The organism is Providencia sp. PROV188, from assembly GCF_027595165.1.
Taxonomy (GTDB): Bacteria; Pseudomonadota; Gammaproteobacteria; order Enterobacterales; family Enterobacteriaceae; genus Providencia; species Providencia lanzhouensis.
On record NZ_CP097292.1, the window covers coordinates 32551 to 58477 of the forward strand.

Here is a 25927-nt window from a genome sequence, read left to right on the forward strand (position 1 = left end):
CTATAACGGACTTGGATAATACCAATGGCTTGAATTTTTCTTTATATACCCATCACTTCCATATAGGAAAGAACGTCCTTTTAACCAGTCATCTTTTAATTCAATAGCAAATTGAACATAATTACTTCCCCATTTTTGGGTATATTCATTAACAAATTGTCGAGTACGTAGAATCTCTCCATCATCTAAAGAACCTCTAATTAAAAAGGTGTAATTATGTGTTCCCTTATTGATTGTATAAGGTAGTGCTTGTAATTTTAAACCATTCTCAGCTTGGCTGATTGCCACATTATCGTCTATAGAAACGATATCAATAGATTCAGCATAAGGAAAAACCTTCATTAACTCACCGACCAATTTTTTTCTTTGTTCTTGATCCAACGAGGTACGCTGACGGCTAATCCAAAACTGAGGATTCTTTGGATTATTTAAATGTAATCGATAAAATGGCATAGAAGGATAATTATTGGAAAGCCACTCAGTCAATCGTTTATTCTCATTTTCGTTATCAACGACTAGCGCCTCTTTTTCATATCCACCTCGAGCTATGACTTGACGAGCCCAAAGGTGACTACGTTCATCTTTAGCCACAATATAAAAAATGTTATCTCGACCTAATAAAACTTGAAATTGTTGTTTTTCAACACCTAGCAATGAACTAAGCTCTGCAACTTGTCTTTGCGGTGCATTCCACATCCAAAAGGTAGCCATAAAAAGACCTACCGCAATCACCAAACAAACGGTAAATTTATATAATAATGAAAAACGATTCTTTTTAGGTACATTCTTTAACTTATTCTTAGGATCTCTTTCACTCGATAAGACTTCAGTGCTCCATTCTTCATTTTCAGCCCGAATAGCAATGCTCAATTCACCTATATTCATAGGCGTATTGAAATAAATAGTACGATCTATAGAAGAGCCAGACTCATTCAACTCAGATAATAAAATTGTCTCCTCATCCACAGCGGCTTCTTGATTAACTCTTATCTCAAAGTTAATACCTCCCTCAGCTAAAGGAATATAAATAGTATCAAGAGGTAATGCTGGAGCCACCTCAAAATTAACTAGTTCCTCCTCATTTTTAACGATAAAAAGCGTCTTTCCTTGAGGTAAAGGAAACTCACACCCCCTTAAAGGACTGTTTAGCAGCCGAATAACAAAACTCGTTATACTCTGATTGTTATCTTTATCTTCAATTATCATTTGAGTATCAAAACATCAGTAGGCAAATTTTTTCATACTTTACAATCACGCGCATAAAGAATCATGATGAAATAATAATGAAACAATAATATTCCCATCAACAGACAGATACACATTAAAAAATCCCATTTACTCCATAATGCAAAAAATAATAAAACATAATAAATACAACAACTAAACTATTAGTAACAAAATATTACTAAAAACAAACTTATTTTTAAATTAAAGAACTCTCCCCCTATAAATAAAAAAAGCCTATCAATTAATGATAGGCTAAAAATAATAATCATAACGACAGGCATACAAACAAAAAATTCACACAAACTAAGCAATACACTAACAAAATATTGAGTTTACCACCTCCTCTTTCAAACCGGTTTTATCTTATAGGGTACCAGATCTCAACTTCTCAAAATTAGAAACCATATTCTTTACCCATTGGACTATCTGGTGCTATTGGACCGCGATTATTTTTTCCTGCTTCATGTCGTGCAATTTCAGCCATCAATTGCTTAGCAATCGGCGGTAAATTGCTATTCTGTTCCACTGAACCATTATTTGATTTTCTCTCTTCATGTTTTGCGATTTCAGCCATCAATTGCTTAGCAATAGGTGGTAATTCACCACAGTATTCATTTTTATTTTGTGTTGTATTTACATTTTCGCCATCCATATTTCCAGATGGGATAACATTACGAGACGCATCGCTTGGTGTTAAGTTAGCTCCTTTCGACATACTAGCATTATAATAAGCCGCAGCACCCCTCTGTGCCATCGGTGGTATATTTAAAGAAGCAGGATTTACTCCCTCCCCTCTCACACCAGACAGATGCTCTACAATACCCGCTGAGCCATTACCTACACCCGAAGCCCCCCTAGCAAGTTGTGCTGCCGGTGATGTTGCAGATGAATTACCAACACGTCCAAGAACATTAGATAACTGAAGCGAATTGACGGCTGGAGCTTTCACCCCAACACCAATACCCTGAGAAAAAGCTTTATAAAGCAATGAACCAATACCATGTACATTCATAAATATTTACCCTATTAAGACTATTCTAATGGAATATTATTTTCAAATAATATCAGTATCAGTTCTTGCAAAAAATAATCACTCCACATCTAATTCATCAATCAATTTTTCTTCTTTAATTTTTTTATAATGAGACCATACTTTCTCTGCATAATGCATTCTAGCAACTTTTCTTTTTTCAGAGATCCCTGCATTATAAGCCCCAACAGCTTCCCATGAATAACCGTATATTTTCATCATATCAGATAAAATAGATGCACCAACAACCACAGATAAACAAGGATCCTCTACTAATTGCTTCTCGTTTACGCCTAATTCTTTTAACCTTGGTAAATGACTACTATTTATCTGCATCACCCCCAGATCTTTACTTCCATTCTTATTCTTTCCAATAACATATGGTTTAAGCCCCGACTCTTGTTGAGCTATGGCATACAACAATTCAGGCTCAATACCATAAATTGAAGCTGCATGCTGCCAGCAATTCGCATACCCCCCCAAAGGAAAAAATAATAAAATTATTAACTTTATCATTCACGCTCTCTTTCCAGGCAAGATTTTATCAAGTTCAATTATGCGGGGATCTTTTCCCCATAAATTCAACCAAATATCATTTTTTTCTTTTAGTTCACTTAATACTTCTAACGCCTTACATTCTCCCATAGAAATATAAATCAAAGGCAATAGAATAGCGCTTGGTATATTATCAATATTTTCCTTCACAAAAGAATTTATATTTTCAATTTCATCATCTTTATTCATACAATATTTAGCATAAAGAATATTCACTTCAACAAAACCACAGTTTTCTCCATGACTTAATCTTTCTTCAATAATTAATCTAGCCTTATCAAAATATCCTTTTAATGCAAGAAAAAGTGCTAGCATACTATTCAAAACGGGATTGTTCTTTAAGTTTTGAGACAACACAAACTCACAATAAGCAATTGATTCATCAAGGCTTTTCGTGCAATATACAATCCATAATTTTAGAATACTTGCAGGAGTACGAGTCGGTGTAATTTCTAAACACCGATCGAAATATTTATTCGCTAAAAGTAACTCCCCTTTTAAAAATAAATGCCATCCATAATAATAATTTATATCAGAACCATTCCCACCAATTAATAATGCCTGGTTCAACAACATTTCACCAACAATAAAATCAGACTTGATAGTTTTAATTAGTCCAAGTAATCCTAATGTTCTTGGACTATCATTATTAAACTTAGTTACTTCCTCAACAATTTTATAAGCAGAATCAATCGCATGCTGCTTATCAAAAAAGCCAAATTGGGCTAAACATAGATAAGTCTCAGCCAAAGAGTAATAAGAAAGTATATTTTCTGGATAACGATTAATACACTTTTGAAAAAGAATAGCTGCCTGCTGTAAACTATCAGAGGTATGTTTATAAAGCATATGTATACCATTTAAATAGATAGTTGCAGAATCTAATGAATCCAATGAATTCAGTTCAGATGGACAGGTTTGTAATTCAGGAATATTCTGTAATATTATATTGGAAATCCAGTATTGTAATAAATTAATAGATTGGTCATTCACAAAATTAAAACTATCATGATACAACAAACAATGTCCTTCAGTACTAATAAGTTCAATTGTAACTTTATATGCATTTTCTAAAGGTATAATTTTACCTGCCAAATAATAGTCTGGTTTTAATTTACTAGTCAGTTCCAGTAAGCTATTAACATCAACACAATGCTGAGTCACGGCTGAAGGTAATACAGTTAATCCCAATTTTGAATATTTAAATACACCCTTTATTAAATCATTATGTATCTCTGAAATATCTAATTCTGTATTAGTTTGAAATGGGAAAATCGCTATTGATAAATTTACTTTTTTATTATCTTTTTTAGAAATGGAAAAAACAGGCTGGTTAAAACGATATCCTTTTCCATAGATCGTTTCAATATATCGACTATCTTTCCCTGTCGATAAAATTCGTCTAAGGGAGTAAACACAACGAGTTAAAGATTCCTCTGTTACATCTATATCCCCCCAAACAAGATCTAACAACACATCTTTACTAACAATTTTACCTGCAGATTCTAATAATAGAGATAAAACGGCAAACTCTTTAGGTGGTAATTTTATTCTTTTTTTATCTCGAATAAGAACACCATCTAGAGTTAATATGAAATTTTCAAAAACGAATCGACCTTCAATAGAGGAGTTTTTATTTAACTGTAACATTACAAGAATACATTATAATTTAAAAGTAAATAACAACTAATAATACAATGCAAAAATAATGAATAACTAACATTAAAAAATTATTGCATTATTATAAATAAACCCTATATATAAAAACAATAATTATCAATAAAAAATACACTCGGATTTACTTTCGCTTTATATTCATAAATACCTTATATATGTACCTTATCCCCTCACCTTAAGTAAGAAAAGTTAAAATATTGTGAAAGTAAAATCAGCTTTTGAATTTCATTATTATGATAAATAATCACTAATACTTTTAAAAAATGCTCATTTTACTAATAAATCAAATTTCACTTAAGGAGCCACCCGTCAAGCTTTAAAATTCATTACTCTATTTATTCTAAATAAATTTTATGGAATACTACTAATATGAAAATATTACATTCATGGAGATAAAATGAAACTAATCACTATGTTAATAAGCTTATCATTGCTTATTGGTTGTACAAAAACCAACGTTAACACGAATAAGAGTCTCAATAACCCTATTAACTCTGAGGATAGCATAACAAGTATGGATGAATGCTTAAATTATTTAGATATGAGTACGTTAGGTAAACAAGAAAACAATAACTTCAGTGAAAAAAATCTATTTTGCAATAAATATACTGAAGCAAAAAGTGAAATAGCATTATTTTTTAAAAATCACCCTGAATATTTAAAATCAAAAGAAAAAGAAAACAATCTATTTAATGAATATTTAAAAATTTTAAAAAAAAATAAAAACATCACCATGTATGAAACGCTATCTATCGCCCACAAAAGCTTGAATGATATCAATATAAATCTCAAAAAAAACAACAACACGATAGAGCCCCCCCCCCCAAGCAACACATTAATAGATAACAAAATAAAAACCAATATCGCAAATAATGACGATATTGGCAATGGCAGTGCGAAAAAATAAAATTTTATAAAACCAAACCATCTTAGATAAAAATCATTAGCTAAGATGGTTTATCTGTTGATTTTTTTCAATTATATTGCAAATGTCCCCAAACGTCTCTATCCCTGGAATATCAAATACTTTTATGTCTAAATTATATCTATCACTTAAGGCTGTATAGATATCAATAAGGTCTAATGAATCAGCGTATAAATCTTCAACCAAATTAGTATTTAGCTCTATTGTTGTATCATTAGTAATGATACATGACGATATAACATCTCTAACTTCATTTTCAATTTTATCTCTCATGCCTATCTCTTATCATTAATATTTTTACTCATTAGATATACATAACAGAAAGTAGCCATATAAAATTATATGGCTACTATTTCCTAACAATTCAACTTACTTACTTTTATCACTACTCAATGTTGATTTACTTAATAACTCTTGCGTCTTTTCAAGAACCTTCCTTGTCGCATCCACAACATCATGATGACGAGACGACTCAATATTTATATTATTGGTAAATCTCAATGTAGCCTCCCGTAATACTGAGCTCGATTGTACTGAGCTTCCTGTAAGATTCCCCAATACCTCTTCAGTTGCCCGCATTGTTTGCTTCGCGGCACCAATTAAATCACTATTTTGATTTGTATTGACATCCAGTGCGGTTGCCAATTTTGATGCAGCTACATTTAATGCTGAACTCGAATTTTGGGAGCGTCCGGTAAGATTAGCCAATACCTCTTCAGTTGCTCGCATTGTTTGCTTCGCGGCACCAATTAAATCACTATTTTGATTTGTATTGACATCCAGTGCGGTTGCCAATTTTGATGCCGCTACATTTAATGCTGAACTTGAATTTTGGGATCGTCCGGCAAGATTAGCCAATACCTCTTCAGTTGCTCGCATTGTTTGCTTCGCGGCACCAATTAAATCACTATTTTGATTTGTATTGACATCCAGTGCGGTTGCCAATTTTGATGCAGCTGCATTTAATGCTGAATTTGAATCACCATTCTTCGTCTCAGTTACGGTCAACACATTCGCGGCATTACCGCCATGACCGCCCGCTGTCGGCACATTCAATCCCGCCAGGATAGCCCCCAACAATGGGCTGCTTGGCGTTTGCTCAGACAGTCCCGAGACTCGGTTTAACATCATCGCAAACCCTTGCAATACCGGACGATTACGCTCTAACCCCGGGTGATTTTGCAAGATATTGGTCAACGTATTCAGTTGCTCATAATATTCCGGTACATCACTCGTGCGTTGCAAGGCTGCGTGTCTCGCCGTCGATGAACTTGGTAATAACGCATTACGCAGCTGCTCCAAGCCTTTCGCCTCATCCGAACGTTGATTGTCCTTCTGCTCTAAAGCACGGCGGGTGGCAGACAGTAACGCTTGCGCCGGATCAAATCCTACCCCGCGAGCCACCGTCTCACTCGGTAACTCAGAAGAGCGTAAATTATCTTTAAGTAAGACCCCCTCATAAGCCCCGTTAGCCGGTGGTGAAACCGGATTAATACCGTCGTTAGCAACCGCCCCCGGATTTCCCGCGGCGCCACCTTGACCATTGCCACCGGAGACGCCATTGCCCCCTTGTTCACCGGATGCGCCACCATGACTTGAGTGACCGACGTCACCACGACCATTCCCCCCAGACGCTCCATCACGACCAATTGGCGTGACATCACCATTGCCGTCCGAAGGCATGCCTGAATCCGTCCCGCGGCTCACGCGCTCAGAGCCTGATGCCCCTGGTTGCGTGTCGGAGCGCCCCGTTCCGGCATTATCACCTTGAGAGCCCGAATGTCCGTTGGCGTCCGTCACCGTCGACGCGTTCGCGGCATTACCGCCATGACCGCCCGCTGCCGGCACATTCAATCCCGCCAGGATAGCCCCCAACAATGGGCTGTGTGGCGTTTGCTCAGACAGTCCCGAGACTCGGTTTAACATCATCGCAAACCCTTGCAATACCGGACGATTACGCTCTAACCCCGGGTGATTTTGCAAGATATTGGTCAACGTACTCAGTTGCTCATGATATTCCGGTGCATCACTCGTGCGTTGCAAGGCTGCGTGTCTCGCCATCGATGAACTTGGTAATAGCGCATTACGCAGCTGCTCCAAGCCTTTCGCCTCATCCGAACGTTGATTGTCCTTCTGCTCTAAAGCACGGCGGGTGGCAGACAGTAACGCTTGCGCCGGATCAAATCCTACCCCGCGAGCCACCGTCTCACTCGGTAACTCAGAAGAGCGTAAATTATCTTTAAGTAAGACCCCCTCATAAGCCCCGTTAGCCGGTGGTGAAACCGGATTAATACCGTCGTTAGCAACCGCCCCCGGATTTCCCGCGGCGCCACCTTGACCATTGCCACCGGAGACGCCATTGCCCCCTTGTTCACCGGATGCGCCACCATGACTTGAGTGACCGACGTCACCACGGCCATTCCCCCCAGACGCTCCATCACGACCAATTGGCGTGACATCACCATTGCCGTCCGAAGGCATGCCTGAATCCGTCCCGCGGCTCACGCGCTCAGAGCCTGATGCCCCTGGTTGCGTGTCGGAGTGCCCCGTTCCGGCATTATCACCTTGAGAGCCCGAATGTCCGTTGGCGTCCGTCACCGTCGACGCGTTCGCGGCATTACCGCCATGACCGCCCGCTGCCGGCACATTCAATCCCGCCAGGATAGCCCCCAACAATGGGCTGTGTGGCGTTTGCTCAGACAGTCCCGAGACTCGGTTTAACATCATCGCAAACCCTTGCAATACCGGACGATTACGCTCTAACCCCGGGTGATTTTGCAAGATATTGGTCAACGTACTCAGTTGCTCATGATATTCCGGTGCATCACTCGTGCGTTGCAAGGCTGCGTGTCTCGCCATCGATGAACTTGGTAATAGCGCATTACGCAGCTGCTCCAAGCCTTTCGCCTCATCCGAACGTTGATTGTCCTTCTGCTCTAAAGCACGGCGGGTGGCAGACAGTAACGCTTGCGCCGGATCAAATCCTACCCCGCGAGCCACCGTCTCACTCGGTAACTCAGAAGAGCGTAAATTATCTTTAAGTAAGACCCCCTCATAAGCCCCGTTAGCCGATGGTGAAACCGGATTAATACCGTCGTTAGCAACCGCCCCCGGATTTCCCGCGGCGCCACCTTGACCATTGCCACCGGAGACGCCATTGCCCCCTTGTTCACCGGACGCGCCACCGTGACTTGAGTGACCGACGTCACCACGGCCATTCCCCCCAGACGCTCCATCACGATCATTTGGCGTGACATCACCATTGCCGTCCGAAGGCATGCCTGAATCCGTCCCGCGGCTCACGCGCTCAGAGCCTGATGCCCCTGGTTGCGTGTCGGAGCGCCCCGTTCCGGCATTATCACCTTGAGACCCCGAATGTCCGTTGGCGTCCGTCACCGTCGACGCGTTCGCGGTATTGCCGCCATGACCGCCCGCTGCCGGCACATTCAATCCCGCCAGGATAGCCCCCAACAATGGGCTGTGTGGCGTTTGCTCAGACAGTCCCGAGACTCGGTTTAACATCATCGCAAACCCTTGCAATACCGGACGATTACGCTCTAACCCCGGGTGATTTTGCAAGATATTGGTCAACGTATTCAGTTGCTCATGATATTCCGGCGCATCACTCGTGCTTTGCAAGGCTGCATGTCTCGCCGTCGATGAACTTGGTAATAGCGCATTACGCAGCTGCTCCAAGCCTTTCGCCTCATCCGAACGTTGATTGTCCTTCTGCTCTAAAGCACGGCGGGTGGCAGACAGTAACGCTTGCGCCGGATCAAATCCTACCCCGCGAGCCACCGTCTCACTCGGTAACTCAGAAGAGCGTAAATTATCTTTAAGTAAGACCCCCTCATAAGCCCCGTTAGCCGATGGTGAAACCGGATTAATACCGTCGTTAGCAACCGCCCCCGGATTTCCCGCGGCGCCACCTTGACCATTGCCACCGGAGACGCCATTGCCCCCTTGTTCACCGGACGCGCCACCGTGACTTGAGTGACCGACGTCACCACGGCCATTCCCCCCAGACGCTCCATCACGACCATTTGGCGTGACATCACCATTGCCGTCCGAAGGCATGCCTGAATCCGTCCCGCGGCTCACGCGCTCAGAGCCTGATGCCCCTGGTTGCGTGTCAGAGAGCCCCGTTCCGGCATTATCACCTTGAGAGCCCGAATGTCCGTTGGCATCCGTCACCGTCGACGCGTTCGCGGCATTACCGCCATGACCGCCCGCTGCCGGCACATTCAATCCCGCCAGGATAGCCCCCAACAATGGGCTGCTTGGCGTTTGCTCAGACAGTCCCGAGACTCGGTTTAACATCATCGCAAACCCTTGCAATACCGGACGATTACGCTCTAACCCCGGGTGATTTTGCAAGATATTGGTCAACGTATTCAGTTGCTCATGATATTCCGGCGCATCACTCGTGCTTTGCAAGGCTGCATGTCTCTCCGTCGATGAACTTGGTAATAGCGCATTACGCAGCTGCTCCAAGCCTTTCGCCTCATCCGAACGTTGATTGTCCTTCTGCTCTAAAGCACGGCGGGTGGCAGACAGTAACGCTTGCGCCGGATCAAATCCTACCCCGCGAGCCACCGTCTCACTCGGTAACTCAGAAGAGCGTAAATTATCTTTAAGTAAGACCCCATAATAGAGACCATCACCGGAAGCCTCTCGACCCTGAGTCGCAAAAAGATCATCATCCAGGGTTTGATTGCCTGAAGAAATGGCGTCACGACCTTCACCACTCGAGGTAATATCGCCACCATGACCACCACCGGCAGCCTCTCGACCCCGAGTCGCAGAAAGATCATCATCCGGGGTTTGATTGCCTGAAGAAATGGCGTCACGCCCTTCACCACTCGAGGTGATATCACCACCATGACCACCACCGGCAGCCTCTCGACCCCGAGTCGCAGAAAGATCATCATCCGGGGTTTGACTGCCTGAAGAAATGGCGTCACGACCTTCACCACTCGAGGTGATATCACCACCATGACCACCACCGGTAGCCTCTCGACCCCGAGTCGCAAAAAGATCATCATCCAGGGTTTGATTGCCTGAAGAAATGGCGTCACGCCCTTCACCACTCGAGGTGATATCACCACCATGACCACCACCGGCAGCCTCTCGACCCCGAGTCGCAGAAAGATCATCATCCGGGGTTTGACTGCCTGAAGAAATGGCGTCACGACCTTCACCACTCGAGGTGATATCACCACCATGACCACCACCGGTAGCCTCTCGACCCCGAGTCGCAGAAAGATCATCATCCGGGGTTTGACTGCCTGAAGAAATGGCGTCACGACCTTCACCACTCGAGGTGATATCACCACCATGACCACCACCGGCAGCCTCTCGACCCCGAGTCGCAGAAAGATCATCATCCGGGGTTTGACTGCCTGAAGAAATGGCGTCACGCCCTTCACCACTCGAGGTGATATCTCCACCATGACCACCACCGGCAGCCTCTCGACCCCGAGTCGCAGAAAGATCATCATCCGGGGTTTGACTGCCTGAAGAAATGGCGTCACGACCTTCACCACTCGAGGTGATATCGCCACCATGACCACCACCGGCAGCCTCTCGACCCCGAGTCGCAGAAAGATCATCATCCGGGGTTTGACTGCCTGAAGAAATGGCGTCACGACCTTCACCACTCGAGGTGATATCGCCACCATGACCACCACCGGTGGCCTCTCGACCGCCAGTTGCAGAAAGATCATCATCCGTTGATGTGCTAGCATCCTCATACCCTTTCGTTACCAGAGGATCGTTTCCATTGGTGTTATTAGTGGTCGTAATATCATGACTATCATAATGATAGCTACGATTATCAATACTAATCCCACCAACATTAATGGTTATCCCTCTGTCTAATGGGTCTGTAGGACCAGTAGGGGCATTGGGATCAGCTGGCCCAGCAGGCTCAGCATCTCTCGGTTGTCGTGGTATTGTTGCATCAACTTCATCGGGTAATAAATCTTTAGGGATAGTTGCCAATATATTTCTTAAAAGCAAAGGCATCATCCCGATAGTCTCAAGGTCACGAGCCTGTTTACCAACCCCCATACCTTGTTCATCTATCAAGTCAAGATAGCGGTGACGGATAGCTTCTAAAGCCTGCATTGCCGCTTTGTCAACTAATTGCACTATTTGCTGAGCTGATTCGTCACTGAGCCCACAACCAAATTGGTCTTGTAAGCAAGATAAGATAAATGGCAAAACTTCTTTTTGTGCAAAGTGATTACCCAACGCCAGACCATCACCTTGAGTACATTCACAGACTAAACTAGCTAATCTATGTTCTAATTCTTGGCGTTTTTTAAAATCCTTTTGATTCGATCCATTCCATGGACCAAATGCAGATTTACTGCCTAAACCATCCGCGATAATTTTTTCAGCATATTGTTCTGCAAGCTCTAAAAGAAGACCTTGTTGAGCTGGGGTAAGGTCTGGATTTTGCTTTAATTGACGAAAAACGGTAGCGAATCGCTCAACTTCATGCTTAGCTGAAGCATTAGGCGATTGAGTTAAGATATCACGTAACTTCTGCTGAGCAGATTCAGATTTAACAGTATCAATTAAGGCATCCAAATTCGCTTTACGCTGAAATGCAGCGAAAAGCTCAAGCTTTCCTCCCGACAAATCTGGACAGGAGTGACTCCGCTGTATTCGACTCCCTTCAACCCCGCGAACACTGCCCCCTAATGGCGTTTGAATGTTATTTACATTGCTCATATCTGGAGCCAGATTACCTAGCGATACCGCACTCGACAAACCAGCAGGATTCATGATATCACTCTCCTAAAAACTTAACCTTGTAAAAAACTTTTTGCTGTTTCTAAACAACTACTTATTGTACTACTTAAAACCTTAACTAAATTATCGTATAGTGAATTTGCATTACTGTATTTTTGCGTCAATGTCTGAAGCGTCGTTTTTAAATTTTCTTCCTGAGATTTAAACCCGGCTTGCCAAGCTTGATATTTTGCGTTGTCAAGCTCTAATACAGAGCCATTACTCGAAGCCTGCTTAAGCTCCTCAAGTTCATTTAGCATCGTTTCTAAAGGCGTCAGATCCGGAAGAACAACATAACCGCCATTTCTTGGTTGAACACAACTGGATGGCAAACCCAATTCAGCAGCCCACATTTTTGCCTCATCTTCAGTAAACGTCTCAACAGGTGAACCACCTGATTGAGGAGGAAGTAGCACATATGAAGGATCTTCAGTGCCCTTCTCCCCCTTACAAGCATTAAGAATACCCCATAGTGTATCTGTTATAGCTCTTGCTGAGAGCTTTACTGAATTACCATCTTTACCCGGCTGAACCCATGAGCCCATTTGAGCCAATATTTTTTCACTAAACTTTTGATAAAAGTAGGTATATCCCGCCACCGTACTTTCATACATTTTTAAATAGCTGTCATTGATATCACCGATACTCTCAGAAATTTTTTCCCATAATTCAGCATCAGACATCATGACTTGCCCGGAGATAGTATTATCACCGGCGTTCAACATCAGTAATTTAGGTAAATTCTCTCCAAACCCTTGCTGTAATTGTTGCTTTTGTTCTTCAGTCAATACTACATGGCTACTTGCTAAACTTTTTAATGCCCCCTCAACATGCTGTCTTGTTAAAACCCGCTCATTAATTTTTTCATTCATTGTCTCTAATGTCGGTCGCTCACCATTTAGGCTTAACAGTTGTTTTACTTTTAAGTCAGCATATTGCAAAGCAGAAAAGTGCAAACCATGATGTCCTACCTCTTTTTTTTCGGTCCCTGCTTCTTGCTTTACCTCTGTCGATACATTGGTTTGGGATTGTTCGGTAGGATTTAGCTGAGAAGTTCGAGGAGTAGAAGTATTAGAAATGCTAAACATAAAATTCCCCTATAATCCCCACGACGTTAACGACATCATGGGGAAATGAAAATAACCAATAAGGTGAAGTGATGAAGAAATTACCAATCGAGATTAAGCGCGGATGTTTCCTGCGATAGCAGAAGCTGTTGCACTCTTCGATTGATTGATCTCATTCATAAGACGCAATAATTCCTGCAATAATTCTTTGGATTTTTTAGCCGCATCTTTGGTATTATCTGAAGCTTCACCGGACAGACGGCTACTTGCTGTACTAATTTGTTGCTCAGAACGTTCCATCGTTGCAGCATACTGTCCACCAGATGCAGCAACGCCGCCCACACTCGCCCCCGAATTCATAATAGCCCCACCGACCATTTGCTTATTTCTGGCCTTGAGTTTATTATCACCTAATGCAAGTTCTTCGTTGGCAACATCGTGATTAACTGATTCTAATCTTTTTTGTAAAACAGCCTTATGCTCAGCAGATAAAGTCTTATTGCTTGCGCCTAATTCAATCGAGCTTGAAGCAGCACCATCAACAACATCTACCCCTGATAATCCCGCATTCACTCTTGGATTCGGAGAATTTAAATTTAATGATGTTAAACCATCAACATTATCAGCCCCTAACTGAACTCGGTGGTGCTCAGTCAACGTGCGTTGAATACCGGTTGCTTCAGATGATAACTTATTAATCTTTGCCGCATTATTCTTTAATGCACCACGCTCATGTTGAATACCAGAATGCTCTTTTTTAGCACCAACAGCTGTAATACCTAACTGCAAGGCCGATTGTGAAATCGCCCCCGAAAGCATATCCATACCTTCTCTAACCAAAGAAGCCGCCGTCATTTTTGTTGCTTCAAAGCTCACTAATGATAACTTAGAGCTCAAGTGAGTTTCTGCTTGACTTAATGACAACATCAAAATATTTGCAGCCACTAACAACGACACCGCCCTTGAAGAAAAGCCTGAAATGTCGAGGAATTTTCCTTCTTCAAGTCCAGTTTCTTTCATTTTACTTTGAATCAGCTCATCAACCTGAGTAGACAGTTTTGAATGGAGCTTACTGATATCACCTGAAAATTCAGGGTCTTCCGCTTTACCTTGTAAAAACAAGACTAGCTCACTTAATACCTCTGGTGAAGGCGCTTTTCCTGGTGCGGCTAACTCAGGACCAGTAAAAAAAGATTGAATTGCGATATCATTCTTTCCAACACTAGCTAAAATCGGTAATAAATCAGCCGCGCTGATCCCCACTTTAGCACCAGTAACTGGAGTATCTTGTGTTGCGTAATTAGTCAAACCTGCAGGTTGAACATGAGTACTATTAACTGGTAACATATTATTCTCCCTATTAAATAAAATTTATGCACGACTTTGGCGTAATATTGCACGAGCAGTTTCAGCACTGTTCTGTGCTGCCGCTGATAACATTTGTTGTAATTCTTGTGTCACTTTTAAGTCATTACTGAATTTCTCAACAGCCTCACGTAACCACATTTGAATTTGTTCATTCGATGCTTTTGCTACTGTAAAGTCGGCAAGTGCCTCAGTGGAGTTCTTTAAAAATACCCCTTGAGTAATATTACCTGTGGACTGAGCACCGGTATGGGCAACTTCCAGACCTAAAACTGTTTTGTTAATTGTATTACCAATCAGCTCTTTAGATAATGCATCAGCCTTTAATCCCGCCTTAGCGCCGAGCTCCCCTAACCCATTCGTTAGGCGCTGCATTCCTTGCGATAATACTTTACTACCATTACTAGCAAGCTGACGTAAAACCGTTGGCATGAGTTTTTTGATTGACTCTCCCAACAACTTACTCATCATATCGCCAAGCTTTGACGCAGCCCCTTTACCGACAACCGCAACGACGGCAATCACGGCAACCATCGCAACAGCAGCCAATACAGCCCCTAAAATACTTCCGACTAAGTCAGCCGTTTTCTTATCTACCCCTAAAGCACCCAATACGTCTGAAAGTGCCTTACCTATGGCCTGCATCAATGGCTTCAATATATTTTCCATTATCGGATTAAGCGCCTGCTGTATAAACGAGGTACCAGTAGCAGCTTTCGTAACTTCATCAGCCACCATTAACGCCACACCAGCCGCGGCCAATGCTAAACTAGCCCCCCCAGAGAATACCGCACCAACTATGCTAGCAATCGTTAATAATGCACCAACAATTTTCCCCACACAGCCCATGATCCTATTAACTTCTTCGGCTTTTTGGACTTCTTTTGCATACTCAGCCGCTTTAGTTTCCATTTCTTTTTGGCGACCTTCTTGCAAAGCTTTAAAGATGTCTAAATCAGCTTTTAAAGATTCTTCACTATTTTTACCCACTAATTGAACAAACATTGACATCAGCATCGTCATCCTGGCAACACTTGTCAGGTTATCCTCAGCATTTTGTTCATTTTGGCTACGGGGAAGGTTTAAACCTTGAGATTGCGTTAAAATTTTATCCGCTTTTTCTGCTTTCTCAGTCGCATCCGCATGGGCGCTCATGGCTTTTTGTTCAGCAGCCTCGGATTGTTTTTGTAGCGACTCAGCCTCTTTAGACGCTTGTTCAACACTAGCCAAAGCCTCTTGATAACCTGAATCACCTGGTTTTAGCTTTGACAACTTCTCTTGGGCACTTTGTAAAACTTTGGACTGAGCTTCTTGCTTTTGTTTAATATTTCTTAATTCCTCAAGAGCATCCTGGTAGGAATCCATCGCTTTCTCAGCATCAGCTGCTGCAGATTGAAAGTCAGATGAGATTTTGTCACTCAAGGCTTTATTAGCCTCTACCATCGCTTTCCATGCATCTAAACGGGCTTCCAACTGAGAGATAGAAACCTCGCCCATCAATGCCATCAATTGCCCTAATAGAAACGTTAGAGTCCCTTCGGAATTTAATGCCTCTTTCGCCTCTGCTGAAGGCGGTGTTAATGGAACAGACTTTAAACCATTAGCATCTATCTTCGTGGGTGATACAGCATCGGTTTCACTTGCTTTTGACGCCAAAACAGCTTTTAATGCCTCATCTGCTGCCTGAACAAAATTATCGCCCTTACGAACATGCTCAAACGCAGCTCTCGCTAATGATGGGTCAATGCGCCCCCCAAGACCACCAGTGATACCTGAGTTATTCATACCTATTCCTCTTTTGGTTTATTGGATGAATTATCTGCAACCTCCTTAAGTGTTTCCAAATAAATGAAGGCTTTTGATTTTAAAGATTCATCCTCTGATCGTTCATACACTAATTCAAAACACTGTTTTGCTTTCGCGGCTTTACTCATCATTAACTGACACTGCCCCGTAAAAAAAACAGGTCTATAATCATTTTTTAATAAGGCGAAAGCCACGGCATAAAGATCGCAAGCTTTTTGATATTGTTTTTTCAACTGGCAAACAGCCGCCAATCCCATGGTGTAATTTGGATTGTAAAAATCATAAAGACATAAAAAACGGAAAAATGTTTCGGCTTCATCCAAGCGCCCTTTATTATAGAAATCATAAGCGTGTGCATATAACCCCTCCATCATATTTTCAGGTATGCCATGCACATCTTTCAATGTGGCGCCATTACTTATGGCATCCCATAGCATCTCAATAACACGCTCTTCATCATTTACGCTTTTATCAACACTCATAATAAATCTCCGTTTTTATATCGCTGAGTCACATTTACGAAAATGACTGACTCAGCTTTATGGTTATATTTAAACTTAAGACTAAACTGACTACATTCAAAAATCGCTCACACAAAAATGCAGTATTCTATTTAAATAGCTATCACTCACTTTTATTTACTGACTCCCCTATTCCTGCATTCTCAACTTCCTCTAACCACACCAAGAGACGCAATACCTCATCAATCTCTTCAAGACAAACAAAATCATAACGACGGTGAGTTTTGTATATCCGTCTAGCTAATTTAATATCAGTAATAACAGGAACTCCGACTTTTTCAGCATAAGCACGAACAGCTAATGCTTTTTGATTAGTTTCTCGAACTGAAATTAAAGGAATTGGTGATAAATCCGGCCTGAAGTAAATACCGATAGCAATATGTGTTGGGTTAGCAACAATAAGTCGAGAGTTTTCAATATCAGATTTAACTTGCTCTGATAATATTTCCATATGAATTTCGCGTCGACGAGCCTTAATTTCTGGATTTCCCTCAGACTCTTTCATTTCTCGTTTAACTTCTTCTTTATCCATTTTCATATCTTTCATGGTAAGAAAGTATTCAGCGAGTGCATCTAATAATAATATAATAAGAGAACAACCAAGGCATATAATGACTAAAGAAAATAATAACTTTTCCCAAACAATTGCCACACCGAATAAATCACCATTAACTTGAGAAAATAATAATTCTTTATTATTTTTCCAGACGATAGTAATAGCGATAATGAAACAAGAAAGATAGAGCAAAGTTTTAATCGTATCTTTAATAGTTCTAAGGCTAAACAGCTTCTTAACACCTTGAACAGGATTCAATGCTGATAAATTAAGTTTCAGTGCTTCGGTAGCTAAAACAAACCCGACTTGCAATAATGCAGGTAATGCCGATATAAAAACACACAATGCAATGAAAGGAAGAAGAAACTTCATTCCTAACATGAACACAGCTTTAGAATAGTCCGTAATACTCTGGGGGTTTTCAGACTGAAGAAATATCCTAATCATCCCCATAAATTCATCAAAAGAACTAAAAGAAACGAGATATAAAATACCACCCAGCGTCAAACATGCGACAATAAAGTCTTTACTCTTAAATGACTGTCCTTTTTTTTTCGCTTCTTCTAGTCTTTTCCGTGTAGGCTGTTCTGTTTTGTTCGATGACATAAGATCACTTAATATCTGAAATCCAAGTATCTAGTAAAGCAGGCGTAAATGATAATTTTAATATATTATCTGGAAAAACAGGTGAAAAATAAAACAACATAATAAGTACAGCAAGACCACTTTTAATCGTTAACGAAATTGCAAAAGCATTCATTTGTGGTGCAAATCTAGAAAGTAAACCTAAAACAACCTCTGATAATAATAAAACTGCCAAAATAGGACTCGCTAAAACAAATGATTGCGCTGTAATTGTATTAATAAAACTGAGTACAGGCGGTAAAGAAGGAAAGCATGACTCCGTAGGATTACATAATTGATAACTTTCATAGAAAGTCTCTACCATCATCTGTAATCCTCCATTTTGTAAAAAAATCACAGCAGTAAATAGATTTAAAAAATTTGCCATTTCAGAAGTATCAATACCATTAGCTGGGTCAATTGTGCTACTTAATGTTGCACCTCTTTGGTTATCAACAATATTACCTAATGCATGCATAACCCAAAAAGGCCACGCAACGAGAAAACCAAGAATAAGGCCAATGATGACTTCTTGAGCGATTACGGCTATTGCTGGAAGTGTGTTCGGTAATTCTGTTGAAGACACTTCATACGGCCATACACTAACAGCAACAATAACGATTACTGAATTACGAACAACGCCAGTTAGCACATTATTATTTAAAAATGGTAGCATAAAGAAGACTGGAGACACCCGAGCAAGCCCCAATGATGCCGTATAAACCCATGCATGAGCTTCAAAAAATAGGTCAAATGACATTCATCATCCCTTAATAAGAGCTAAATTTAATACCTCTCGACTGAAGGAAAGAAGCACATCACCATACCAACCTGAAAGTAATAGAAAACACAAACAAACCCCAAGTAATTTGAGACCAAATGGTAATGTTTGTTCTTGTAATTGAGTTACCGTCTGAAATAAACCAACGAGTAAACCAATTACTGTCGCAATAATAATTGGCCAACTAGATAAAATTAAAACTAAATACAGTGATTTATTTCCAGCAAAAACTAAATCATTCATATATACACCATTTCACCTATATTCCATCATCCTCACTTAGCTAATTCCATATATTGCATAACGAGTCCCTCAGATAATAAGGTCCATCCATCAAATGCAACAAATAATATCAATTTAATTGGTGTTGATATGGTGACAGGGCTCATCATCATCATACCCAACGCGAGTAAAACACTCGACACAACAAGGTCAATAACAACAAAAGGCAAATAAATATAAAATCCTATTTTAAATGCACTCTTTATTTCACTCAAAGCATATGCTGGTAACAAAGAAAAAATAGAGGGTTCATCTAAATCATCATCTGTCACTGTCGTTTCATTACCTTCTTGAATACGATTTAATTGTATTTTTTCAAAAAACTTAACTAATTCTTTATCAGAATATTTAGTTAAATACTCACGATAACCAACTAACCCATTATCAACAAACTGACTCAGCGATGTTGCATCATTAAAATTGACATTTTCATCATTATAATAATCATAAGCTTCTTGTGTAATCGGTAACATAACAAACAAAGAAAGTAATAATGCTATTCCATTGAGCACCATATTAGATGGAACTTGCTGTAAGCCCAATGCGTTCCGTACCATAATAAAAACAATTGAAATCTTTAAAAAACAAGTACCCGCAGCAATAATAAATGGTAATAATGTAAAAAATGCTAATATAGCAATCAACGAAATATCATTAGTCATTATTACTTACTCTCATTTAACCACTTAGTTATTTCAACGCCTAATGAATCATCCAGTTGAACTAATTCACCATATCCCAATAAAACATCATTGACACGAACTTCAATACGAGATTCGGAGTCATTTGGTAACGGAAAAACATGACCCTCATATAAACATTGTAGTTCCAATAAACTTAAATGTTTACGATGTAAAATAAACTCCATCTTAACTGGGATTGCATCCATCTTCTGAATAGAGTCAACACTTGAGGCATCACTATGCATCTCCTCGGTATTATTAAGATCTTGTACTTCCATAATCACCCCCTCATCAACATACTGAAAAAGACCTAATTTTTTTGTATAACAAAATACTTCAGATAATTTTGTCTGAATGAGTAATACATCCCCAAGTTCAATCTGTTCTAACACCTTCAATTGAACCTTGCTATATCCTAGACTTAACGATATTGGCCAAGATAAATTAGAGGGCACAATGGATACTTTTTTTGGTCCAATTTTGGGGACTTTTTCAAGCCATATAGGCCCATGACTACTCAATATGCGTAACAATGCTTTATCAGGTAAATGTTCTCCAGATATCACATCACTAAACCATAGCCGTTGATAGCCTAATTCATGCATAGGACATTCAAATGGTCGCTCTTTAGAGACCAACCAATGAATAATCTGATTTTCTGCTTTTGCAGAGACAGCCAATTTTGCTAACTCAGGAGAAATCGCTTCAAGCCAATCAGTTAATAATATCCAACCTTCCCAAAGACGTTGAGAATCACCACACTTAACCCATTTACCATGTTTGGGGGGGAAACCAATCGAGGCCACCTCACCTTGTCGCTGCCAAATAGCCGCAGCACTGGAAAGAAGAAGCTCATTTTGAGCTATTTTTTTTAACCGAAATGACATTAATCCTCCTCATCATCAGTCATGTGCTGATTTTGAGACTGGTGCCCATCTCTATTGTCCTCTTGGACTAAATGCCAACGATGAGGATTTCCGGATTGCCAATTATCATTTAATTTCTGTTCAACAAGCGCATCTGAAGGAGATAGCATCATTGAGCCACTTTGAGCTTGAATATTCACTGAATACTCGCCTCCCCAACGCTGAAAGCGATATGTCAATGAATTTGAGTCCATACTTGAAGTATCCAACGTTTTTCTATTTTCTACCGCAGCCTGGATCTTGGCTTCTAAAGTCGAACTATGTAATAAACTCGCGTTCATTTTTGCATCGACGACAGATGAAGATGATAATGTTGATGCCGATAACATTGTCATAGACAACGCACCGCCTTCAGCACTTTTGAATGTTGAAACATTATCTTTTTTCAATGATGATAGAAGACTATCTTCGCCATCCGTTGATATTTCTTCACTGCTAATTAATTTTTGCCTAATAACATCAAGGGGTTCAGAATTTTTAACCGATGCAGATTCTCCTCTAGCTAAAGCTTTGCCTTCCCCTACATTCAGTATTGATTTCGTGTTATTTAATTTCAATGAAAGCAAATTGTCATTACGGAAATTCCCCATTCCATTTTTATTCTTTTGCTCTTGAGACTGAACACCGCGTTGATATTTAGTAGATATTGTTGATAACATCGCTAATGGAGCCCCCAGGAATCCTTCCATAGAAAGCATCTCATCTTCACGCTCCTCTGAGTTAGAGTTAGACTTATCCTCAACTTTAGAACGTAAAATTTCATCAAGACTTTCCACATTTTCCTGCAAAACGATATCCGTTTTTTCACCAATGTTAGAAAATGCTATAGATTCCATTGTATTCTTTCCTCTTGTTCAATTTCATCTTGACGTAAATTAAATAAATAGATTTGTTGCTTTTGCTTTGATAACCAACGGTTATAGTTTTCTTCTTTTCGCAACCAATATTGTCGTTTTTGTTGTAACGCTACCCGTTTTTCTTCTAACTCTTTACACTGCTCGATAATTTGACTTATCAACGTATTACACTCGTATATCTTACGCCTAAGTACAGATTGCTTACGCAACATGGCATTTAATTGCTCTCGATTTAACGTTTCGGCATTTACTCGTTGTGTTTTTAATAACTGCCTTAATCCCTCAATTTGAACCTGGATAGACTCTTTTGATGACATCAATTCTTGGATTTCACGAGATAATCCCGCAATCTGAACATCACAACGTGATTGTGATAGTTGGCAACGATGAATCAATGTCCTAATTTTCTTACGAAAGGGCATACATTCCCCGTAACGTATCTGAGAACGACGAATATTGATTTATTGGCTGACATAACCATCGTTTCAATGGCTCTCTCATATTCATAGCAAAATCATTTTCAGAGTTTTCGCCGTGTTTATATTCACCAAGATCAATAAAAATCTGCAACTCATCAAGCTTCGTAATTAGCTTTCGAACATTGAAGGCGACCGATTGATGTTCTTCCGTCGTTATTTGACCAAAGACCCGGCTAACGCTTTTGAGAACATCGATAGCAGGATAATGACCTTGTCCTGCTAATTTTCGGCTCAAATAAAAATGCCCATCAAGAATCGAACGAATTTCATCCGCCATTGGATCGGGCTCATCTTCACCTTCTAATAAAACAGTATAAAACGCGGTGATACTTCCTTTGTTTGTTGCGCCAGGACGCTCAAGTATCCGAGGTAAACTGTCAAAAACAGATGCAGGATAACCACGGCGAGCGGGGGCTTCCCCCGCAGCAAGTGCAACATCACGTAACGCACGAGTATAACGAGTCATTGAATCAATAAATAAAACAACTCGCTTTCCTTGATCCCTAAAAAACTCGGCAACTGTGGTTGCTAGTAATGCAGCATTACACCTATCAACAGAGGAAAAATCAGAAGTTGCAAACACCAAAACACAGCGATCTTTTTTTGGTGATCCTTGTAACGTTGACACAAATTCAGTGACCTCACGCCCCCGCTCACCAATTAATCCGATAACAAAAACATCGGCTTCCGTTTGGTCAATAAGCATATGCATCAGCATTGTTTTACCACAGCCAGCAGATGCAAAAATTCCGATACGTTGACCAACACCACAAGTGAGAACACCGTCAATCACCCTGATCCCTGTAACTAATGGTTCATTCACCCCTACACGAGAAAAATATTCCGGAGGAGCAACATCAATCATGCGCTCTTCTTTAGTAGAAGGAATTTCTGATGCAAAACGCTCAACAATTCGTCCCGTAGGATCAATAACTGAGCCTAAAACAAAGTTACCTAATGGGACGGATAATGCTCGTCCTGTCGGTACAATAACCGCGTTACGCGTTAATCCATTAGCATTACCGATTAAACTTAAAACAGTACAGTCACGTTGTAATCCCACAACCTGCGCACGCGCAATCACAGAGTCATCTTGCCAATGAGCTCGAATATTACACAGCTCACCAATTGCAACATCTGGTAACTCTGCTTCTAATATTGGTCCAGATATTCGCTGAGGGTGTGCTAACTTTTGAAGTAAACGAAGTGATTTCATCGTAATAATGACTGACAAAAATGCTCTAATTGATTAAAGAATTCATTTAATGACTCTGCAAATTTTGCACTATCCAATAAATTATCTTGATGAACTAATCCTTGTAATACTAATGCATTATCTTGATTCGTTAACTGTAACTGCCCTGTTCTCATAAATGAGCATCCCGCCATTAATGCGCGTAATAATCCAGAAGCACGTTGATCAAGAACAGAATCAGAATAATCACACAGAGATGCCCATAACCAAACATCCTCATCAACAACGCTAATGTAAATACTTGGTAAATCAAATAAATCAAGAACAATTGTTGAATGATTATCAATATCGCTAATTAATGAGGGATCACAGCCATGAGATTCCAGAGCAGAACGGACTAATTGTGCAATGTCTAACGTATTCATAAATAATTAACCTTGATTTAGATTGTTTTTATAACATTTACAGATTTGCTATCTGTTATCTCCCCAAAAGAGACTACTTCCAAATCTGGAAAACGATTTTCAACTAATTTTTTAATAAATCGGCGAACATCCACAGATGTTAATAACACAATATCTTTATGTGCTATCGGTAACTCATTAAGACCTAAAGAAAATAGATCCATTAAACTGTCCATCGTTTCAGGTTCTAAATTAAGGAATGCACTCCCTGATGTTTGCCTAATTCCTTTACGAATAATATCTTCTACTTCGGATGAGATCATGACTACACGTAACTCACTGCCATACGCAAATTTATGGCAAATATAGCGAGCCATCATTCCTCGAACATGCTCAACAAGGTTGATAACATCTTTCTCTCTCGGAGCCCAAAGTGCGAGAGCTTCCATTATTAATTTCATATTACGAATAGAAATTCTTTCATTTAATAATCGTTGGAACACTTCCGAGATACGCTGAACCGTTGCATGTCGTAAAACCTCTTTGAGCAAGTCAGGATACTTATCTTCGAGTTGGTCCAGCATATGTTTAGTTTCTTGTATGCCAAAATACTCATGGACATTACGAACTAATAACACAGAAATACAATGATACAGTTCATCTGTTGCGGAACGTAATTGATAACCTAGTTTCTCTAATATTTCGCTATGAGACGGATGAACCCATACACAGGTGCTAGCCCCGTAATGACTATAGGTAAGGTCAATCCCAAGAGAGTTCACTTCATCCGAATAATTAATAATACGAACTAAGTCAAAATACAGTTCAAATTGATCAACGCGAATTTCATTAATGAGTAACGAAACCGTATTATCCATCGACTCTTGATTGCTATCACGTAACAGCATATCAGGGAGCCTCACACCATAATCAATAAAAAACTGGCTCTGTAAACGCTCAATAAATTGACTTTTCTCTAATGCAGCACATCGATTTTTGGGTACCAAAAGAATTAATGGAACAGTTTCAGTTGAGACTTTGTCAAGGTTTGTAATTAAACCCAATGACGAATTATCTTGAGCACTCGTATTAGTAGCCGATGTATCTCCTTTGGCGTCCCCAAATCGAGATATAGGTTTATCACTCCCTTTCTTCATTAAAGAATCTGAAGATTTACTTGAGCGCCATTTAAAATAAAACAGAATACCTAATACAGTAGATAAAATAATAAAAACAGGGAAAGGAAAACCAGGTAATGTCCCCATAGCAATCGTCAGTACTGCGGTTACCGCTAGAACAAAAGGATTTCCGAGTAACTGCCCCATAATATTACGACCCATGTTGTCACTATCACCATTAACACGAGTCACAATAAATCCAGCACTGATCGCAATTAATAGAGCAGGGATCTGAGCAACAAGACCGTCACCGATGGTCAACATCGTATAGGTAGAAAGAGCCCCAGAAAAATCCATATTGTGGCGAGTCATTCCAACGGAGATCCCGCCAATAAAGTTAACAAAGATGATAATAATCCCAGCAATAGCATCCCCTTTAATGAATTTCATTGCACCATCAAAAGAACCATATAGCTGGCTTTCTCTTTCCAAAACACTGCGTCGTTCTCGAGCCGCATCAGCATCAATGATCCCAGCTTTCAAATCCGCATCAATACTCATCTGTTTACCCGGCATCCCATCAAGAGAAAATCGAGCTGCAACCTCAGCCACACGTTCAGAACCTTTGGTAATAACAATAAACTGAACAATAGTGACGATTGAGAACACAACAAAACCAACAGCTAAGCTATCTCCTATGACAAACTGCCCAAACGTAGCAATAATCTCCCCGGCGTCTGCTTCAATTAGAATCAGACGACTCGTACTAATTGAAAGAGCTAAACGAAAAAGCGTGGTGATTAATAGTACCGCTGGAAAGGTAGAAAAACTTAAAATCCGATCAATATAGAAAGAGCCCATGAACACTAATATGGCTAAAACCATATTTAATGCGAGCAAAAAGTCTACTAAATACGTGGGTAATGGAATGATAAACATTGCAATTATCATTACCATTAATAACAAAATTATTAATTCAGGACGAAGCCTGACACCATTAAGCAGAGAGTTAAACACTATGAATTATCCTGATAGAATAGGTAAAATA

General features: G+C 40.3%; 21 protein-coding genes. 1 reads left to right on the forward strand and 20 read right to left on the reverse strand.

Annotated elements, in window-relative coordinates; genetic code table 11:
- The 4 genes from M5X66_RS18030 to M5X66_RS18045 form a co-directional block, all read right to left on the reverse strand.
- Complete coding sequence (locus tag M5X66_RS18030; protein WP_154635909.1) at positions 1-1206, reverse strand: PrgH/EprH family type III secretion apparatus protein; 1206 nt, start codon at positions 1204-1206, stop codon at positions 1-3.
- Between the two features lie 415 nt (positions 1207-1621).
- Positions 1622-2239, reverse strand: a complete 618-nt coding sequence (locus M5X66_RS18035; RefSeq protein WP_270104057.1) for a hypothetical protein — start codon at positions 2237-2239, stop codon at positions 1622-1624.
- Positions 2240-2317: 78 nt separating this feature from the next.
- Entirely contained in the window at positions 2318-2773 is a 456-nt protein-coding gene (iagB, locus tag M5X66_RS18040) for a type III secretion system invasion protein IagB (RefSeq protein ID WP_270104058.1), read from the reverse strand.
- Positions 2774-4462 carry a HilA/EilA family virulence transcriptional regulator gene (locus M5X66_RS18045; RefSeq protein ID WP_154635911.1) on the reverse strand — a complete coding sequence of 563 codons (1689 nt, stop codon included), beginning with the start codon at positions 4460-4462 and terminating at the stop codon, positions 2774-2776. It abuts the gene before it with no gap.
- 424 nt (positions 4463-4886) lie between these two features.
- Here M5X66_RS18045 and M5X66_RS18050 point away from each other — a divergent pair, with 424 nt between their 5' ends.
- The gene (locus tag M5X66_RS18050; protein ID WP_154635912.1) at positions 4887-5396 is read left to right on the forward strand and encodes a hypothetical protein; all 510 of its coding nucleotides are present in this window, start codon (positions 4887-4889) and stop codon (positions 5394-5396) included.
- A gap of 36 nt (positions 5397-5432) precedes the next feature.
- On the opposite strand, the gene M5X66_RS18055 is transcribed toward M5X66_RS18050, so the two are convergent.
- The 16 genes from M5X66_RS18055 to M5X66_RS18130 form a co-directional block, all read right to left on the reverse strand.
- A complete protein-coding gene (locus M5X66_RS18055; RefSeq protein WP_154635913.1) occupies positions 5433-5687 on the reverse strand; it encodes an acyl carrier protein in 255 nt (84 codons plus the stop codon).
- Positions 5688-5783: 96 nt separating this feature from the next.
- Complete coding sequence (locus M5X66_RS18060; RefSeq protein ID WP_270104059.1) at positions 5784-12209, reverse strand: hypothetical protein; 6426 nt, start codon at positions 12207-12209, stop codon at positions 5784-5786.
- A gap of 20 nt (positions 12210-12229) precedes the next feature.
- Positions 12230-13303: a type III secretion system needle tip protein SctA gene (gene sctA / locus M5X66_RS18065; protein WP_154635811.1), complete on the reverse strand. Its 1074-nt coding sequence runs from the start codon at positions 13301-13303 to the stop codon at positions 12230-12232.
- A gap of 93 nt (positions 13304-13396) precedes the next feature.
- Complete coding sequence (locus tag M5X66_RS18070) at positions 13397-14629, reverse strand: IpaC/SipC family type III secretion system effector (RefSeq protein ID WP_154635812.1); 1233 nt, start codon at positions 14627-14629, stop codon at positions 13397-13399.
- 24 nt (positions 14630-14653) lie between these two features.
- Complete coding sequence (gene sctE / locus M5X66_RS18075; protein ID WP_154635813.1) at positions 14654-16432, reverse strand: type III secretion system translocon subunit SctE; 1779 nt, start codon at positions 16430-16432, stop codon at positions 14654-14656.
- A 2-nt stretch (positions 16433-16434) separates the two neighbouring features.
- On the reverse strand, positions 16435-16935 hold the full coding sequence (gene sicA, locus M5X66_RS18080) for a type III secretion system translocator chaperone SicA (RefSeq protein ID WP_154635814.1): 501 nt from the start codon (positions 16933-16935) through the stop codon (positions 16435-16437).
- Positions 16936-17077: 142 nt separating this feature from the next.
- Positions 17078-18136 (reverse strand): EscU/YscU/HrcU family type III secretion system export apparatus switch protein, encoded by a 1059-nt coding sequence (locus M5X66_RS18085; protein WP_036954235.1) that lies wholly within the window; start codon positions 18134-18136, stop codon positions 17078-17080.
- Positions 18137-18140: 4 nt separating this feature from the next.
- On the reverse strand, positions 18141-18914 hold the full coding sequence (gene sctT / locus M5X66_RS18090) for a type III secretion system export apparatus subunit SctT (RefSeq protein ID WP_154635815.1): 774 nt from the start codon (positions 18912-18914) through the stop codon (positions 18141-18143).
- 3 nt (positions 18915-18917) lie between these two features.
- Entirely contained in the window at positions 18918-19178 is a 261-nt protein-coding gene (locus M5X66_RS18095; protein ID WP_154635816.1) for an EscS/YscS/HrcS family type III secretion system export apparatus protein, read from the reverse strand.
- A 32-nt stretch (positions 19179-19210) separates the two neighbouring features.
- Positions 19211-19879, reverse strand: coding sequence for an EscR/YscR/HrcR family type III secretion system export apparatus protein (locus M5X66_RS18100; RefSeq protein ID WP_036954242.1), 669 nt, complete (start codon positions 19877-19879; stop codon positions 19211-19213).
- Between the two features lie 2 nt (positions 19880-19881).
- Positions 19882-20787: a YscQ/HrcQ family type III secretion apparatus protein gene (locus tag M5X66_RS18105; protein WP_154635817.1), complete on the reverse strand. Its 906-nt coding sequence runs from the start codon at positions 20785-20787 to the stop codon at positions 19882-19884.
- Positions 20787-21662 carry a SpaN/EivJ family type III secretion system needle length determinant gene (locus M5X66_RS18110; RefSeq protein WP_154635818.1) on the reverse strand — a complete coding sequence of 292 codons (876 nt, stop codon included), beginning with the start codon at positions 21660-21662 and terminating at the stop codon, positions 20787-20789. Before M5X66_RS18110 ends, M5X66_RS18105 begins: the two co-directional genes overlap by 1 nt.
- Positions 21650-22105, reverse strand: coding sequence for an SPI-1 type III secretion system protein SpaM (gene spaM / locus M5X66_RS18115; RefSeq protein WP_154635819.1), 456 nt, complete (start codon positions 22103-22105; stop codon positions 21650-21652). The genes M5X66_RS18110 and spaM overlap by 13 nt, the downstream gene beginning before the upstream one ends.
- Complete coding sequence (sctN, locus tag M5X66_RS18120) at positions 22092-23378, reverse strand: type III secretion system ATPase SctN (protein ID WP_154635820.1); 1287 nt, start codon at positions 23376-23378, stop codon at positions 22092-22094. Before sctN ends, spaM begins: the two co-directional genes overlap by 14 nt.
- Positions 23375-23782, reverse strand: coding sequence for an SPI-1 type III secretion system chaperone SpaK (spaK, locus tag M5X66_RS18125; protein ID WP_154635821.1), 408 nt, complete (start codon positions 23780-23782; stop codon positions 23375-23377). Before spaK ends, sctN begins: the two co-directional genes overlap by 4 nt.
- 17 nt (positions 23783-23799) lie before the next feature.
- A complete protein-coding gene (locus M5X66_RS18130) occupies positions 23800-25896 on the reverse strand; it encodes an EscV/YscV/HrcV family type III secretion system export apparatus protein (protein ID WP_036954252.1) in 2097 nt (698 codons plus the stop codon).
- Between the last annotated feature and the right edge of the window lie 31 nt (positions 25897-25927).

Bases quoted from the DNA above. Each gene is read 5' to 3' on its own strand.
- iagB (WP_270104058.1), bottom strand. From the start codon at position 2,773: ATGATAAAGTTAATAATTTTATTATTTTTTCCTTTGGGGGGGTATGCG.
- sicA (WP_154635814.1), bottom strand. From the start codon at position 16,935: ATGAGTGTTGATAAAAGCGTAAATGATGAAGAGCGTGTTATTGAGATG.
- M5X66_RS18110 (WP_154635818.1), bottom strand. From the start codon at position 21,662: ATGGAATCTATAGCATTTTCTAACATTGGTGAAAAAACGGATATCGTT.
- M5X66_RS18105 (WP_154635817.1), bottom strand. From the start codon at position 20,787: ATGTCATTTCGGTTAAAAAAAATAGCTCAAAATGAGCTTCTTCTTTCC.
- M5X66_RS18070 (WP_154635812.1), bottom strand. From the start codon at position 14,629: ATGTTACCAGTTAATAGTACTCATGTTCAACCTGCAGGTTTGACTAAT.
- M5X66_RS18050 (WP_154635912.1), top strand. From the start codon at position 4,887: ATGAAACTAATCACTATGTTAATAAGCTTATCATTGCTTATTGGTTGT.
- M5X66_RS18035 (WP_270104057.1), bottom strand. From the start codon at position 2,239: ATGAATGTACATGGTATTGGTTCATTGCTTTATAAAGCTTTTTCTCAG.
- M5X66_RS18045 (WP_154635911.1), bottom strand. From the start codon at position 4,462: ATGTTACAGTTAAATAAAAACTCCTCTATTGAAGGTCGATTCGTTTTT.
- sctA (WP_154635811.1), bottom strand. From the start codon at position 13,303: ATGTTTAGCATTTCTAATACTTCTACTCCTCGAACTTCTCAGCTAAAT.
- M5X66_RS18100 (WP_036954242.1), bottom strand. From the start codon at position 19,879: ATGACTAATGATATTTCGTTGATTGCTATATTAGCATTTTTTACATTA.
- M5X66_RS18085 (WP_036954235.1), bottom strand. From the start codon at position 18,136: ATGTCATCGAACAAAACAGAACAGCCTACACGGAAAAGACTAGAAGAA.
- sctE (WP_154635813.1), bottom strand. From the start codon at position 16,432: ATGAATAACTCAGGTATCACTGGTGGTCTTGGGGGGCGCATTGACCCA.
- M5X66_RS18030 (WP_154635909.1), bottom strand. From the start codon at position 1,206: ATGATAATTGAAGATAAAGATAACAATCAGAGTATAACGAGTTTTGTT.
- spaK (WP_154635821.1), bottom strand. From the start codon at position 23,782: ATGAATACGTTAGACATTGCACAATTAGTCCGTTCTGCTCTGGAATCT.
- spaM (WP_154635819.1), bottom strand. From the start codon at position 22,105: ATGCCCTTTCGTAAGAAAATTAGGACATTGATTCATCGTTGCCAACTA.
- sctT (WP_154635815.1), bottom strand. From the start codon at position 18,914: ATGTCATTTGACCTATTTTTTGAAGCTCATGCATGGGTTTATACGGCA.
- sctN (WP_154635820.1), bottom strand. From the start codon at position 23,378: ATGAAATCACTTCGTTTACTTCAAAAGTTAGCACACCCTCAGCGAATA.
- M5X66_RS18095 (WP_154635816.1), bottom strand. From the start codon at position 19,178: ATGAATGATTTAGTTTTTGCTGGAAATAAATCACTGTATTTAGTTTTA.
- M5X66_RS18060 (WP_270104059.1), bottom strand. From the start codon at position 12,209: ATGAATCCTGCTGGTTTGTCGAGTGCGGTATCGCTAGGTAATCTGGCT.
- M5X66_RS18055 (WP_154635913.1), bottom strand. From the start codon at position 5,687: ATGAGAGATAAAATTGAAAATGAAGTTAGAGATGTTATATCGTCATGT.